The organism is Vibrio tapetis subsp. tapetis (genome assembly GCF_900233005.1).
Classification (GTDB): domain Bacteria; phylum Pseudomonadota; class Gammaproteobacteria; order Enterobacterales; family Vibrionaceae; genus Vibrio; species Vibrio tapetis.
Window position 1 is genome coordinate 1,649,422 of the sequence record NZ_LT960611.1, and the last position, 15,223, is coordinate 1,664,644.

Sequence of the window (15,223 nt, forward strand, 5' to 3'; positions counted from 1 at the left end):
AGTATGCGATTAAAATAACGGAAGTTACTTTAATGGGACGTAGTATAAACTACTTAATCGAGGTATTGCTATTGCTAGCAATATTTAGATAGTAAAAAAGGGGCTAAAAGCCCCTTTTTTTACAAACTGTTCTAAGCAGTCACTAATTAGCGACGTAGGCCTAGGCGTTTGATTAGGTCTTGGTAACGAGAAAGGTTTTTGCCTTTCAGGTAATCAAGAAGCTTACGACGGCGAGAAACCATACGTAGCAGACCACGACGGCTGTGGTGATCGTGGATGTGCGATTTGAAGTGACCTTGTAGGTGGTTGATAGAAGCAGTAAGTAGTGCTACTTGTACTTCAGGTGAACCAGTGTCGCCTTCTACTTGCGCGTATTCTGCAACGATTGCTGCTTTAGTTTCTGCATTCAGAGACATATATCTCTCCTAATAAGAGTTAGGTTTTTAAAAGTGTGTCAGCCAATCTCTGATTCAGCCGACACGTGAAGCGCGAATTATACGGGAGTATTTTTTAAACACAAGCGGTTTAAAATAATGAATGAGCGGAAGGCGGAAGGCGGAAGGCAGGATTAGGGACTCTGCTCGCAAGGCAAAGCTAAATCACTTTGCTGCTAAAAAAACAAAAGAGCAAAAGCGCCCCCGCTTTTGCTCCTAAATCTCTAACTTCGCTTTTAGTACTTAACTTTTAGCACTTAGCCTTTCGCACTTTGCACTTCGCTTTCTTCGTCTCTAAAGACAACCAAACGCTTTGGCGCTACGCGGCCTGAATCGTCCATCTCTGCAACACCGATGAAGAGTTTTTCTTCTCCACTGGTCATGCGAACGGTGCCTTCAGTTGGCGTTCCGGAAACTTGCACTGGTTGGCCATGTTGTACCAAATCGGTTAACTGAGCATCAAGATTTACTTCTGGTAAATCTTCAACTGCCGTATCCATTGGTAACAACAATACGTCCAATAGTTCTTTAGGTGCTAGACCTTGCGCATTGGCATGCTCAACAAGCTCGTTCAATTGCTCAAGCGTCATCATGCGTTCATATGGGTATTTCGCGACACCAGTACGACGTAGATAAGTAACGTGTGCACCACAACCTAGCATTTCACCCAAATCATCAGTGATGGTTCGAATATAAGTGCCTTTAGAGCAATGTACTTCCATCTCAACTTCATCACCTTCAAAGCGAAGAAGCTCAATAGAGTAAACCGTAATCTTTCTCGATTCACGAGGGACTTCAACCCCTTCTCTTGCGTATTCGTACAAAGGACGACCTTGGTACTTAAGCGCAGAAAACATCGAAGGTATTTGATCGGTTGTGCCACGAAATGTCGCAATACATTCCTCAAGTTGTTCTTGAGTCACGTTTATGTCACGAGTCTCGACCACTTCGCCATCAGAGTCTGACGTATTTGTGCGCTCACCAAGCTTGGCAACCACGACATAACGCTTATCTGAATCAAGGAGGAATTGAGAGAACTTCGTTGCTTCGCCAAGACAAATCGGCAGCATGCCTGTCGCTAAAGGATCAAGCGCGCCAGTGTGTCCTGCTTTTTCAGCAAAAAAGATGCGCTTAACTTTTTGCAAAGCATCATTTGACGAAATGCCCGTAGGCTTATCGAGCAACAACACACCATTAATAGGGCGACCTTTACGACGACGAGCCATTACTCTTCGTCCTCGCGACCTGCATCTTGTTTTTTCTGCTTATCGTTACTTAGTACTTCACTTACTAAGTTAGACATACGCATGCCTTCCACTAGGGTGTCATCATAAGTAAAACGAACTTCAGGAGTAAGGCGGTGACGAATGCGCTTGCCTAGTGCCATGCGAACTGGCACTTCATGCTCTTTAAGAGCCGCTAAACATGATTCTGGTGTTTGCTCACCAACACAAAGGAAAGTAACAAATACTTTTGCATAAGCAAGATCACGAGATACTTCAACATCAGAGATGGTAACCATCCCGATGCGAGAGTCACGAACTTCGCGCTGTAGGATCAAAGCCAGCTCTTTTTGTAGCTGTTGCGACACACGTTGTGTGCGGCTAAATTCTTTTGCCATTTTCTTTTCTCACTATAGAAAGAATGGGGGGCAAAAGCCCCCCATGGTGTATTCAACAACCCATTACTGTCTTATCGACAAGGTAATGTTAGTCAATTAGTCGAGAGTACGTTTGATTTCAACGATTTCGAATACTTCGATTTGGTCACCAACGCGAACATCATTGTAGTTCTTAACGCCGATACCACATTCGTAGCCGTTCTTAACTTCTTGTACGTCATCTTTAAAGCGACGAAGTGATTCTAGCTCACCTTCGTAAATAACCACGTTTTCACGAAGAACGCGAATTGGGTTATTACGCTTAATTAGACCTTCAGTAACCATACAACCCGCGATAGCGCCAAGTTTAGGAGACTTAAATACGTCACGTACTTGAGCAAGACCGATGATTTCTTGTCTAAACTCAGGAGCAAGCATACCGCCCATCGCTTGTTTTACTTCGTCAATCAATTGGTAAATGATTGAGTAGTAACGAAGATCTAGGTTTTCATTCTCGATTGTACGACGAGCTGAAGCGTCAGCACGAACGTTAAAGCCAAGAATGATAGCATTCGATGCTGCTGCAAGAACCGCGTCAGTTTCGGTAATACCACCAACACCAGAGCCGATGATGTTCACTTTAACTTCGTCAGTAGAAAGCTTACGTAGAGAATCAGCAATCGCTTCAACAGAACCTTGAACGTCAGCTTTAAGTACTACGTTACATTCAGCAACTTCACCAGCGGTCATGTTCGCGAACATGTTCTCTAGTTTCGCTTTTTGTTGGCGAGCTAGTTTAACATCACGGAATTTACCTTGACGGTAGTTTGCAACTTCACGAGCTTTACGCTCATCACGTACAACCGTTGCTTCATCACCTGAAGCCGGAACGCCAGAAAGGCCTAGAATTTCTACAGGGATAGATGGACCTGCAGTTTCGATGTCTTTACCATTTTCATCGCGCATTGCACGAACACGGCCGTACTCTTGACCACAAAGAACGATATCGCCTTTATTTAGAGTACCAGACTGTACTAGTACTGTTGCAACTGGACCGCGACCTTTATCAAGGCGAGATTCAACAACAACACCAGATGCCATGCCTTCTTTAACCGCTGTTAGTTCAAGAACTTCAGACTGAAGAAGGATAGCTTCTAGAAGACCATCGATATTTGTACCCTGTTTTGCAGAGATGTGAACGAAGATGTTCTCACCGCCCCATTCTTCAGGGATAACGTCGTATTGAGCTAGCTCATTTTTAACGTTGTCTGGGTTTGCGTCTTCTTTATCGATCTTGTTCACAGCAACAATCAGAGGAACGCCTGCCGCTTTCGCGTGCTGGATTGCTTCGATTGTTTGTGGCATTACGCCATCGTCAGCTGCAACAACAAGAACAACGATATCTGTCGCTTGAGCACCACGAGCACGCATTGAGGTAAACGCGGCGTGTCCAGGAGTATCAAGGAAAGTAATCATGCCGTTGTCAGTATCTACGTGGTAAGCACCAATGTGCTGCGTGATACCGCCCGCTTCGCCAGAAGCAACGTGCGCTTTACGAATGTAATCAAGAGTAGACGTTTTACCGTGGTCAACGTGACCCATGATAGTTACAACTGGAGCGCGAGGCTCAACCGCTGAATCATTATCACGATCAGACAATACCGCTTCTTCTAATTCGTTTTCTTTACGAAGAATAACCTTGTGGCCCATTTCTTCTGCTACTAGTGAAGCAGTTTCTTGGTCAATCACTTGGTTAATGGTTGCCATTGCACCCATCTTCATCATTACTTTGATAACTTCTGTCGCTTTAACTGACATTTTGTTAGCAAGTTCAGAAACTACGATAGTTTCGCCGATTGCTACGTCAGATTTAGCTACTGATGCACTCTTATCAAAGCCATGTTGCATTGAAGTTGGTTTTGCAAGCTTACCTTTACCACCACGACCACGTTGGTTACGACCACCACGGCTGTTGTTAGCAGTTTGACCCGCTGGTGCAGCTTTCTTCTTACGGCGACGAGGTGCTTTTTCGTCTTTCTTATCCGCAGCGTCTTCTGCTTCACGAGCGTAAGTAGAAGTAGTCACATGGTAATCAGAGTTCTCCATGGCTTTCTTCTTCTTCTCTTCTTCAGTCCAGCGCTCTTGGTTTTCTTCCGCTAGCTTACGTGCTTCTTCAACAAGCTTTGCAGCTTCTTGTTCTGCTTTACGTTGCGCTTCTTCTTCCTGACGACGTTTAAGTTCGTCAGCATCTTTTTTCGCTTGTGCGTTTACATCTGAATTCTTCGTGTTCATGTCTTTTTTAGCCTTTTCAGCTTGTACGCGTTTCGCTTTCTCGTCTGCTTCACGTTTCGCTGCTTCCTCAGCTTCGCGTTTGGCTTCATCGTCAATTGCACTGCGTTTTACGTAGGTACGTTTCTTACGTACCTCTACTTGAACATTTTTACTCTTACCGCCACCTGCGTTGACGCTAAGCGTACTGCGGGTTTTACGCTGTAGAGTTAGGCGAGTAGGCTCTGTTTCACCAGAGGTATCACCGTGCTCTTTTTTAAGATGAGTAAGAAGCTGTTGCTTCTCGTCATCGTTAACTTGGTCTTGACCCGATTTCTTCATGCCTGCATCAGCAAGTTGTTCAATCAAGCGGTCCACTGGCGTACCAATTTCTTCACTCAGTGCTTTAACTGTCAATTCTGTCATGCCGCTACTCCTTGCTGAATCAATTATTCTTCGTCGCCAAACCAACAGATGTTACGTGCAGCCATAATAAGCTCACCAGCACGTTCTTCGGTTAATCCTTCGATACCTTCTAATTCGTCGACACCTTGGTCAGCAAGGTCTTCCAACGTTGCAACACCTTTTGCCGCAAGCTTGAACGCCATCTCGCGCTCTAAGCCTTCAAGAGCAAGTAGATCTTCAGCTGGCTCTACGCCATCGAATGTTTCTTCTTGAGCAAGAGCGATAGTAGTAAGCGCATCTTTCGCACGTTGGCGAAGCTCTTCTACCATTTCTTCGTTCAAGCCATCAACTTCCATCAACTCGTTCACTGGCACGTAAGCCACTTCTTCAAGTGTTGAGAAGCCTTCTTCAACCAACAATTCAGCAAAGTCTTGTTCGATGTCTAGGTACTTCATGAAGTTTTCAATAGCAGCAACAGATTCTTCTTGATGCTTCTTCTCAAGGTCAGCAACCGTCATTACATTCAGTTCCCAGCCAGTAAGCTGAGAAGCTAGACGTACGTTTTGACCAGCACGGCCAATCGCTTGAGCCAAGTTATCTGCTTCTACTGCGATATCCATTGAGTGAGCGTCTTCATCTACAATGATAGATGCTACGTCAGCAGGAGCCATTGCATTGATAACGAATTGTGCCGGGTTATCATCCCAAAGCACGATATCAATACGCTCACCGCCAAGTTCACTTGATACAGCTTGTACACGTGCGCCACGCATACCAACACAAGCACCAACAGGGTCGATACGCTTATCGTTAGTTTTAACAGCAATTTTAGCACGTGAGCCAGGATCGCGAGCAGCCGCTTTTAATTCAATTAGCTCTTCTGCAATTTCTGGCACTTCAACACGGAAAAGCTCAGAAAGCATTTCTGGCTTAGAACGCGTGATAAACAGTTGGAAACCACGAGCTTCCGGCGCAACCTTGTAAAGAAGACCACGAACGCGATCCCCTGGACGGAAGTTTTCACGCGGAAGTTGGTCATCACGAAGGATAACGGATTCTGCGTTGCTGCCTAAGTCTAGGATAACCGTATCGCGGTTTACTTTCTTAACAACACCAGTAACTAGGTCACCTTCGTTATCAATAAACTGCTCAACGATTTGTGCGCGCTCTGCTTCACGTACTTTTTGTACGATAACTTGCTTGGCTGTTTGAGTCGTAATACGATCAAACGTTACTGAATCGATGTCATCTTCGACGTACTCGCCAAGTTGCAATTCAGGGTCTTCATATTGAGCCGCTTCAAGCGAGATTTCTAGTGTTGGGCTTTCTACTTCCTCAACAATCAACCAGCGACGGAATGTATCGAAGTTACCTGTTTTACGATCAATCTCGACACGTACTTCGATTTCCAATTCGTGTTTTTTCTTTGTAGCTGTCGCTAATGCGATTTCAAGCGCTTCAAAAATACGCTCACGAGGTACTGCTTTTTCGTTTGAAACAGCCTCTACAACCGCTAAAATTTCTCTGTTCATTAATCTAGCCTCTTAAGCTCTTTTCTCTATGAGAACTAAAATTTAGGGATCAGGTTAGCTTTCGAAATATTGCTAAGAGCAAATTCTTCTTTCTCACCATCTACTGTTAGCGTGATTGTTTCACCTTCTACGGTTTGAATCACACCTTTCCATTTGCGACGGTTGCTCATAGCCATCTTCAAAACAAGATTGACCTCGTGACCAATAAATTGTTCGTAATGTTCTACTTTGAAAAGTGGTCGCTCTAAACCAGGTGATGAGACCTCTAGGTTATAAGCAACGGTAATTGGGTCTTCAACGTCCATCACTGCGCTAACCTGACGGCTTACTTCAGCACAATCATCAACAAAGATGCCATTTTCGTGATCAATAAAAACACGAAGCGTTGAGTGTTCACCCGCACGGATGAACTCTAATCCAACCAATTCATAACCCGAAGCTGCCACTGGCGCTTCAAGTAATTCTGTCAGTTGTCTCTCTAAACCAGTCATGATATCACCCTTAGATAACCACTCTAGAAACAAAAAAAGGGCACATAGCCCTATCGATTTTACCAAGCGCACCCTGTACTTTAAAAAATCTAAAATACAGATAACAAAAAACCCCGAATTAGTCGGGGTTTTTGCTGCTGGACCCTGATATTGCTAAGTGACGATTTCACTTAGCTCGCAATCCGTTATCACCATATGATATTAACGTATCGCGCAAACTTGCATCCATTATCCAAACTCAGATAAACCAAGCTTAGAATTGGTTGCGGGAGCCGGATTTGAACCGACGACCTTCGGGTTATGAGCCCGACGAGCTACCAAACTGCTCCATCCCGCGTCCGACTGTCGTGCATTATACGCTCGAACAGTTTTTTTACAAGTTTGTAAATCATGGTGCCGAGAGGGGGACTTGAACCCCCACACCCTAAGGCACTAGCACCTCATGCTAGCGTGTCTACCAATTTCACCATCTCGGCATTTATTCTATTACTGAGGAATCTCGTCGCTTTTTTCAGCGGGTAATTCACTCACTACATCAGTAGCTTGTTCAACAGTTTGACCTAAAGTTGGGTCAATCCACTGAGACTCAGTCGTGTGTGTAGACATACGACCTAACGCCAAGCTAGCGATGAAAAATACTGTTGCAAGAATTGCAGTTGTTCGGGTTAGGAAATTTCCTGAGCCACCGGCGCCAAATACTGTATTTGATGCACCCGCTCCGAACGAAGCTCCCATGTCTGCGCCTTTACCTTGTTGAATCAACACTAGGCCAATTACACCAACCGCTGCCAACAGGTAAATCACAAGTAGAACTGTATACATGCCTTCCACCTATGTTCAAAATTGTTGAGCCAGCGCAGTCGCATTGAACTAATCTGCTTGAAATTAGATTCGAAAGACAAGGCTAGCGCACCTTCATTTCCGAAGGCCGAGCAATACTAGCGAAAGCCCCATGCGCTGACAAGTAAAAATTCAAGAAAACGTAACCTTTTAGGTGCGTTTGGCTAAAAATAACACAAAGAAGGTTGTAGACTCTCGAAAATGTATAAAATACGAATACAGAGACGGGCTTCGCCCTGAGAGTACAGAAACAACAAAAGCGATAACTAAAGCATTATGCAGCTAAAAACGAGACCGCTTCGCTCCTATAAAAGCAAAACAGCGGTTCCCACCCTTATCGTTTCTAGTTTCTAGTTTCTAGTAAGCGAAGCGTATTCTGTATTCGATCCCTTAACAGCTGGCTTTAACCGCTTCTGCAATATCCGTTGCCGATTGCTGCACTAATTCAGCATCTTCACCTTCAACCATAACTCGAAGTAGCGGCTCAGTACCTGACTTACGCAATAATACTCGGCCTTTATCACCCAAATTAGCTTCAGCCACTCTAACCGCTTCTTTTACCGCTTCTGCATCCAATGGATTAGAATCACCACTAAATCGTACATTCTCTAACACTTGCGGATAAAGTGTCATGCCTTGAGATAATTCATTCAGGGTCATTTCACTGCCAATGACAGAAGCAAGCACTTGCAGAGCAGCGACGATAGCATCACCGGTGGTGACTTTATCAAGTAAGATAACGTGACCTGAGTTTTCTGCTCCGATCTTCCAACCTTTTGCTATCAACTGTTCCATTACGTAGCGGTCACCAACAGATGCGCGTACGAATGGGATACCTAATTGCTTAAGACCGTTTTCCATTCCTAAGTTAGTCATCAATGTACCAACAACGCCGCCTTTTAGCTCTCCACGACGAAGCGCGTCACGAGCAATGATGTAAGCAATTTGGTCACCATCAACTTTGTTGCCAAGTTCATCAACCATGATGATACGATCACCGTCACCATCAAAGGCTAAACCGAGTGCGGCTTTCTCTTCTACAACACGTTTTTGCAGTGCGCGCACATCGGTAGCACCCACTTCATGGTTGATGTTAGTACCGTTTGGCTCACAGCCCATCGCAATAACATCGGCTCCTAGCTCACTGAATACGCTCGGTGCAATATGGTAAGTCGCACCATGCGCACAATCGACAACGATTTTCATGCCAGCTAAGCTAAGTTCACTCGGGAATGTGCCTTTACAAAATTCGATGTAACGACCAGCTGCATCATCAAGGCGTACTGCCTTACCTAGATCTGCAGATTCAACACACTCAATATCTTTATCAAGTTCAGCTTCAATGGCTAATTCAATTTCATCGGAAAGCTTAGTGCCTTCTGAAGAGAAGAATTTAATGCCGTTATCGTAATAAGGATTATGCGAGGCAGAAATAACAATGCCCGCTTCAGCTCGGAATGTTTGTGTCAAATATGCAACCGCTGGTGTTGGCATTGGACCTGTAAATGTCGCTTTAAGACCTGCTGCAGCCAAACCGGCTTCCAGTGCCGACTCCAGCATGTAACCAGAGATGCGCGTATCTTTACCAATAATAACTTTTTTGGTGCCCTGCTTAGCTAAAACACGGCCAGCAGCCCAACCTAATTTTAATACGAAGTCTGGGGTAATTGGGTATTGCCCTACTTTACCGCGCACACCGTCGGTACCAAAATAACGTCTTGTAGACATAGAATTTCCTTTCTAATTATTAGATTATTTAATTTGATTGGCGCAAATCATTTTGATTATTTTCATCGCTTCGACGGTTTCTTCTACGTCGTGGACTCGAATAATCTGAGCACCTTTTAATGCAGCAATACTTGCACACGTGACGCTACCAACAACAGAGTCAGCAGGTGTTTTATTCAATAGTTTAAAAATCATCGTTTTACGCGACATCCCAGCAAGAATAGGAAGACCAAACTGATGAAAGTGTTCTAGGTTAGCCAATAACTGGTAGTTATGTTCCAGTGTTTTACCAAAACCAAAGCCGGGATCTAATATCAGCTTGCTTTTATCAATGCCTGCCGCTTCGCACGCTTTAGTCCGCTCAGTCAAGAACTCACCGACATCTTGCAGAAGATTGTCATAACTCGGTGCCGACTGCATGGTTCTAGGCTGCCCTTGCATATGCATAAGACAAACAGGCACATTTGCTTTTGCCGCAACTTCTAGTGCTTTCGGTTCTTGCAGAGCTCTGACGTCATTAATGATATCGGCCCCCGCGTTCACGGCTTGGCGCATAACCTCAGCTTTGCTGGTATCGATAGATATCCAAACATCGGATATAGCTCGTAATGCTTCAATTACAGGAATAACTCTAGCAAGCTCTTCTTCTAATTGAACATCAGGGGCTCCCGGCCGAGTTGACTCTCCGCCAATATCAATGATTGTTGCACCCGCTTGTATCATTGCTTGCGCTTGCTTTAACGCATCTTCAATTGCGGTATAACGCCCACCATCAGAAAAGGAATCAGGAGTGACATTAAGTATGCCCATGACCTGTGCTGTCTCAAGGCTTAATTTTTTTCCGTTCGCTTCGAGCATCATTAAATACCGTCTTTCAGTTAGTTGGATTTATTTACTTTCTGAAACAGAAAAACCCCGAGTTTCCTCGGGGTTTGAAACAACGACGATGATTACTCTGCGTCTTTGTTTTTCTTTTCTTCTGCTACATCATCTGACTTTTGAACATCAGATTTTGACGCTTCATCCTGAGCTTCTTGCGAAGTAGCTTTAGATTCATCGTCTTTTTGAGCATCCGCTTTTGCAGTTTCTTCAGCTTTCGCATTCGAAGCTTCTTGTGCCGCAGAATGGTCACCCCAGCCTGCTGGATCACGGATGTCTTCTTTACGTTCCATCAAATCATCAATTTGGCCTGCATCGATAGTTTCAAACTTAACCAATGCATCTTTCATGGTGTGCATGATGTCGATGTTTTCTTCCAAGATCTTACGTGCACGGTCATAGTTACGGTCGATGATGATACGTACTTCTTCATCAATCAACTTCGCCGTGTCATTAGATACATGCTTAGTCTGAGTTACGCTACGACCAAGGAAAACTTCACCTTCATCTTCTGCGTACAACAATGGGCCCAGTTTTTCAGAGAAACCCCATTGAGTAACCATTTTACGAGCAATATCCGTTGCACGTTCAATATCGTTTGATGCACCTGTCGACACTTTATCTACACCATAGATGATCTCTTCCGCTAAACGGCCACCGTAAAGGCTAGAAATCATTGACTCTAAGTGTTGTCTGTTCATGCTAACGCGATCTTGTTCTGGCAAGTACATAGTCACACCAAGTGCTCGTCCACGAGGGATGATAGACACTTTGTAAACTGGATCATGCTCAGGAACAAGGCGACCAACAATGGCATGGCCCGCTTCATGGTATGCCGTTGACTCTTTAGTATCTTCAGATAGCACCATTGAACGACGCTCTGCGCCCATCATGATTTTATCTTTAGCAAGTTCAAACTCAACCATGGAAACGTTGCGCTTATTGCCACGAGCGGCAAACAAGGCAGCTTCGTTAACTAAGTTGGCAAGGTCTGCACCAGAGAAGCCAGGAGTACCACGTGCAATCAATGATGGTTCAACATCACCAGCTAGTGGAACTTTACGCATGTGAACTTTCAATATCTGCTCACGGCCACGTACATCCGGTAAACCAACCACAACTTGACGGTCAAAACGACCAGGACGAAGTAGTGCAGGGTCAAGTACGTCTGGGCGGTTAGTCGCGGCAATAACGATGATACCTTCGTTACCTTCAAAACCGTCCATTTCAACCAACATTTGGTTCAATGTTTGCTCACGTTCATCATGACCACCACCAACACCAGCGCCACGTTGACGACCTACAGCATCGATTTCATCGATAAAGATGATACATGGTGATGCTTTTTTCGCTTGTTCGAACATGTCACGCACACGAGATGCACCTACACCAACAAACATTTCAACGAAATCAGAACCAGAAATAGTAAAGAACGGTACTTTTGCTTCACCAGCAATCGCTTTAGCAAGCAAAGTTTTACCTGTACCCGGAGGACCGACTAACAAGACACCCGTTGGAATTTTACCACCCAATTTTTGGAAACGGCTTGGGTCACGTAAGTAATCAACGAGCTCTTTTACATCTTCTTTTGCTTCATCACAGCCTGCGACGTCGCCAAAAGTCGTTTTTATTTGCTCTTCACTCATCATGCGGGCTTTGCTTTTGCCAAATGACATCGCACCCTTACCGCCACCGCCGCCTTGCATCTGACGCATGAAGAATATCCATACACCGATCAACAAGATCATTGGGAACCATGAGATAAAGATAGTACCGAGGAGGCTTTGCTCTTCCGGCGGCGTACCCATTACTTTAACGTTTTGATTGATCAAATCGTCCAGTAATTTGCTGTCATAAACAGGCATGTACGTCACGTAACGTGAGTTATCACGACGATAGAAAGTAATTTCTCTATCGTTAAACTGCGCTTCTCGAATCTGGCCTTGGCCAACTTCCTGTACGAATGTGGTGTAATCCACAGCTTTTCCGTTGCTTTCTCCAGGGCCAAAGCTCTGGAAAACCGACATCAAGACTACGGCGATTACTAGCCACAATATTAGATTTTTTGCCATATCACTCAAGGTGGCAGCCTCTCGATAACTGATTGTAATTAAAGGTAGGGTACTACAGTTTAAAACCTGTAGCTACAGTGTTAACTTGCTCATTGTTGCTGTACTTCACTCTTTGGTGACTAACTGCTAGCCTTTGTAACCAGTTGCTACAATGTAGACTTCTCTTGAGCGAGCTCGCGAGGAATCTGGCTTGCGGATCTTCACTACTTTGAACATAGCACGAACTTCTTTTACGTATTGCTCAAAGCTTTCACCTTGGAACACTTTGACAGTAAAACTACCACCGGGTATCAAAACTTGTCGACACATATCCAATGCTAATTCTATTAAGTACATTGCACGAGGCTGATCCACTGATTGGTTACCCGCCATATTTGGCGCCATATCAGACATCACCACATCCACCATATTAGGTTGAATGCGCTCTAGCAATGCGTCTAATACTGCTTCTTCACGGAAATCACCTTGTAAAAAGGAAACCCCTGAAATTGGATCCATCGGTAAAATATCACAAGCAATCACTTGCCCTTCATCACCGACAACTTTCGTCGCGTATTGTGACCACCCGCCTGGAGCTGCGCCTAAATCGACGACCGTCATGCCCGGTTTCAGTAATTTATCTTTTTCTTGAATCTCTTTTATTTTGAAAATAGCGCGAGAACGATAGCCACGTTTTTGAGCTTCTTTCACATACTTATCATCAAAATGTTCTTTCAACCAACGGCCTGAACTGGCCGAGTGCTTCTGCTTACTCATTCGATTCCTAACTAAACGGTAATTATCGTTACCCAATAAACTATAGTCTTCGGGATTAAATGGCGGTAGAATGTCTTCTTTTCAACCCTATGATAAATAAAATTGGCCGCGTAATGAACCTAAGCACAAAACAAAAACAGCATCTCAAAGGCCTAGCTCACAGTTTAAAACCTGTCGTGCTAATGGGCGCAAACGGATTAACTGAGGCTGTGCTAGCGGAAATAGAGTTAGCACTCGACCATCACGAACTGATCAAAATTAAAGTTGCATCAGAAGACCGTGACACTAAACAATTGATTATCGATGCAATTGTTCGCGAAACCAAAGCAGAGAAAGTACAAACCATTGGTAAAACATTGGTACTTTTCCGCCAGTCAGAAGCGCGTAAAATCGAAATTCCTCGTAAATAGGATAGCCGCTAATAAGCATAGACAACTGTCTGCTTATAATGCATCGAGTAGGGTGAGGCGTCTCCGCCTCATCCCTCTCACAGAACCGTACGGACCTCGTATACGGCTCATGCACATTTCCATTCAGCATAATGGCTGAACACATATCCTGTCCTAACGTGTTCAAGATTCACTAATCCAAGGTCGTTAAACCATTGATTTGGCATCGAGTAACTGGCTAATGGACTCGCAGCATTTCTCCAACTATCCATACAGATATACCTGAATGACCCTTCGTAACCTAGCTGTCTTAGCCTGCGGTGGAGTCGGGTCGGTTTTTTCCATAATCGTAATTGGACGCTGCGAAGTCTTCGCCTTAACCACGCGGCCAGTTTCTTAAACTCCCTGTTGGCATTCGCTATTCGAAAGTACTGGCTGAACCCTCTCAGAAGTGGATTCAGTTGTTTAATGACTTCTAACAATGGCTTACCGCCATTGCGTCTTGTCACTCGCTTCAACTTTCCTTTGAACGTCGACATTTTCTTTGGCTGAATACGGCTATAATGGCTACCGATTTCTATTCCAAGGAATTTCACACCTTCGCCGCTGTGCGCTATGTGTGATTTGGTTTCGTTCACCGTTAACTTGAGCTGTTTTTCCAGGACCTTCGTTGCCTGTACTTGCGCATTTTCTGCACCTTTACGGCTGCGACAGAAGATCAGTATGTCGTCGGCATAACGGACTATTCGATGTCCTCGCTTTCGCATCTCTTGATCAAACGCATCCAGATAGATGTTCGCTATCAGTGGGCTTATTACTCCACCTTGCGGACTACCTATCTCGGTATGCTGCCACTCTCCATCAACTATTACGCCACTTTTCAGGAACTGTTTGATGAGCTCCAGTACGCTACTGTCTGTGACTCGTTTCTTAATGCTTTTTAGAATAAGCTCATGATCGAGCTTATCGAAGCACTTCGATAAGTCCATATCTACGACGTGTTGCATTCCGTATCGACGGATGAACATCGTCGCTTTGTTTATAGCATCGTGACAACTTCGATTCGGTCTATACCCAAAGCTGGATGGGTGAAACTGCTCTTCGAAGATTGGGGTTAATAGATCATTTAGAGCTTGTTGGACAACTCTATCCCGTACTGTTGGGATCCCAAGTAATCGCACCCCACCATCATCTTTCGGTATTTCTACCCGTCTGACGGGTTGAGGGGTGTATCGCTTGGTTTTGAGTTCCAGAAGAAGTTGATCTAGGTTATCACTCAGATTTTGGGCGTAGTCGCTTAGGCTCTGCCTATCTATTCCGGCCGCGCCTTTCGCTTTCCACACTTTTTTAATCCTTTATAGAGTCGCTCTTTGTGGAGCAAGTGACCATATAAACTGTAGTAAACTCTCAACTTTTTCCTTTAGATTGTGTGCCGTGTGGGGACAAATGCTCTCTCACAGTGTTGGTGTATTTCACTCCACTCTCTAGCCTTCTAGCTCAATGGCAATTTACTAGAGTGAGTCAGAGTTACTCCCTTGTACGGTTTCTCGCTTCAGTGCTTTGCTTTCACAAAGACCGAGACGGAATACCTCGATAGCTAATCAACTTGTATACCACTGAAAAAAAAACATCTGCTCATCACAGACTTAAAATGTACTTCATCCCTTCGCAACACCAGATTGCTTTTGGCAAAATGTTGTCCCATCAGACGTGTTACTGATGGTCAGCTCAGTTTTATCCTCCACACCATTACTGGGCTTCACCGGCCGAGCTTTACTCACTACTACGGATTCATCTGCCACCTCGCACCAACATAGATCTTGGCTCTC

General features: G+C 44.6%; 13 protein-coding genes and 2 tRNA genes. 1 reads left to right on the top strand and 14 read right to left on the bottom strand.

Annotated features, from left to right (window positions below; genetic code table 11):
- Nucleotides 1-146: 146 nt before the first annotated feature.
- The 13 genes from rpsO to rlmE form a co-directional block, all read right to left on the bottom strand.
- Nucleotides 147-416: a 30S ribosomal protein S15 gene (rpsO, locus tag VTAP4600_RS07375; RefSeq protein ID WP_102522204.1), complete on the bottom strand. Its 270-nt coding sequence runs from the start codon at nt 414-416 to the stop codon at nt 147-149.
- A 275-nt stretch (nt 417-691) separates the two neighbouring features.
- Nucleotides 692-1,660 (bottom strand): tRNA pseudouridine(55) synthase TruB, encoded by a 969-nt coding sequence (truB, locus tag VTAP4600_RS07380; protein WP_102522205.1) that lies wholly within the window; start codon nt 1,658-1,660, stop codon nt 692-694.
- The gene (gene rbfA, locus VTAP4600_RS07385; RefSeq protein WP_102522206.1) at nt 1,660-2,055 is read right to left on the bottom strand and encodes a 30S ribosome-binding factor RbfA; all 396 of its coding nucleotides are present in this window, start codon (nt 2,053-2,055) and stop codon (nt 1,660-1,662) included. Before rbfA ends, truB begins: the two co-directional genes overlap by 1 nt.
- Nucleotides 2,056-2,151: 96 nt before the next feature.
- A complete protein-coding gene (infB, locus tag VTAP4600_RS07390) occupies nt 2,152-4,728 on the bottom strand; it encodes a translation initiation factor IF-2 (RefSeq protein WP_102522207.1) in 2,577 nt (858 codons plus the stop codon).
- A gap of 23 nt (nt 4,729-4,751) precedes the next feature.
- Nucleotides 4,752-6,239 (bottom strand): transcription termination factor NusA, encoded by a 1,488-nt coding sequence (gene nusA, locus VTAP4600_RS07395; RefSeq protein WP_102522208.1) that lies wholly within the window; start codon nt 6,237-6,239, stop codon nt 4,752-4,754.
- 35 nt (nt 6,240-6,274) lie between these two features.
- Nucleotides 6,275-6,730 (bottom strand): ribosome maturation factor RimP, encoded by a 456-nt coding sequence (gene rimP, locus VTAP4600_RS07400; RefSeq protein ID WP_102522209.1) that lies wholly within the window; start codon nt 6,728-6,730, stop codon nt 6,275-6,277.
- Between the two features lie 260 nt (nt 6,731-6,990).
- A tRNA-Met gene (locus VTAP4600_RS07405) sits at nt 6,991-7,067 on the bottom strand.
- Nucleotides 7,068-7,121: 54 nt separating this feature from the next.
- Nucleotides 7,122-7,206 (bottom strand) — tRNA-Leu (locus VTAP4600_RS07410).
- Between the two features lie 10 nt (nt 7,207-7,216).
- Nucleotides 7,217-7,552, bottom strand: coding sequence for a preprotein translocase subunit SecG (gene secG, locus VTAP4600_RS07415; protein WP_102522210.1), 336 nt, complete (start codon nt 7,550-7,552; stop codon nt 7,217-7,219).
- Between the two features lie 408 nt (nt 7,553-7,960).
- Entirely contained in the window at nt 7,961-9,298 is a 1,338-nt protein-coding gene (glmM, locus tag VTAP4600_RS07420; protein ID WP_102522211.1) for a phosphoglucosamine mutase, read from the bottom strand.
- 24 nt (nt 9,299-9,322) lie between these two features.
- The gene (folP, locus tag VTAP4600_RS07425; protein WP_102522212.1) at nt 9,323-10,159 is read right to left on the bottom strand and encodes a dihydropteroate synthase; all 837 of its coding nucleotides are present in this window, start codon (nt 10,157-10,159) and stop codon (nt 9,323-9,325) included.
- An 89-nt stretch (nt 10,160-10,248) separates the two neighbouring features.
- Nucleotides 10,249-12,249: an ATP-dependent zinc metalloprotease FtsH gene (gene ftsH, locus VTAP4600_RS07430; RefSeq protein WP_172443091.1), complete on the bottom strand. Its 2,001-nt coding sequence runs from the start codon at nt 12,247-12,249 to the stop codon at nt 10,249-10,251.
- Between the two features lie 126 nt (nt 12,250-12,375).
- A complete protein-coding gene (rlmE, locus tag VTAP4600_RS07435; protein WP_102522214.1) occupies nt 12,376-13,005 on the bottom strand; it encodes a 23S rRNA (uridine(2552)-2'-O)-methyltransferase RlmE in 630 nt (209 codons plus the stop codon).
- 113 nt (nt 13,006-13,118) lie between these two features.
- Between rlmE and yhbY the strand changes: the two genes are divergently transcribed.
- Nucleotides 13,119-13,415: a ribosome assembly RNA-binding protein YhbY gene (yhbY, locus tag VTAP4600_RS07440; RefSeq protein ID WP_102523932.1), complete on the top strand. Its 297-nt coding sequence runs from the start codon at nt 13,119-13,121 to the stop codon at nt 13,413-13,415.
- A 107-nt stretch (nt 13,416-13,522) separates the two neighbouring features.
- Here the strand turns inward: yhbY and ltrA are convergent, their stop codons facing one another.
- Nucleotides 13,523-14,737, bottom strand: a complete 1,215-nt coding sequence (gene ltrA, locus VTAP4600_RS07445) for a group II intron reverse transcriptase/maturase (RefSeq protein WP_231897890.1) — start codon at nt 14,735-14,737, stop codon at nt 13,523-13,525.
- Nucleotides 14,738-15,223: the final 486 nt, after the last annotated feature.